A 272-nucleotide genomic window follows, 5' to 3' on the forward strand; every position below is an offset into this window, starting at 1 on the left:
GCTGTTCGCGTTCCAGCTGATTTTCGGGCTGGCCGTCGGCAGCGCGACGGCCGCGATGTTCGCGCCGATGATGGCTTGCGTGACCGGCTGGTTCGACACGCACCGCAGCCTCGCGGTATCGCTGGTGTCGGCCGGCATGGGCATGGCGCCGATGACGATGTCGCCGCTCGCGGCCTGGCTCGTGTCGGGCCACTACTGGCGCACGTCGATGCTGGCGATCGCCGCGCTGGCCGCCGTCGTGATGATTCCGGCGTCGCTGCTCGTGCGCCGTG

The 272-nt window shown here is 70.2% G+C and carries 1 protein-coding gene; it reads left to right on the forward strand.

The annotated features are described in order from the left end of the window. Positions 1-272: MFS transporter (locus SB764_RS40345; protein ID WP_410866802.1), on the forward strand; the 272-nt coding region annotated here is incomplete at both ends.

Source organism: Paraburkholderia sp. SIMBA_027 (assembly GCF_046535315.1).
In the GTDB taxonomy this organism is placed as follows: Bacteria; Pseudomonadota; Gammaproteobacteria; order Burkholderiales; family Burkholderiaceae; genus Paraburkholderia; species Paraburkholderia tropica.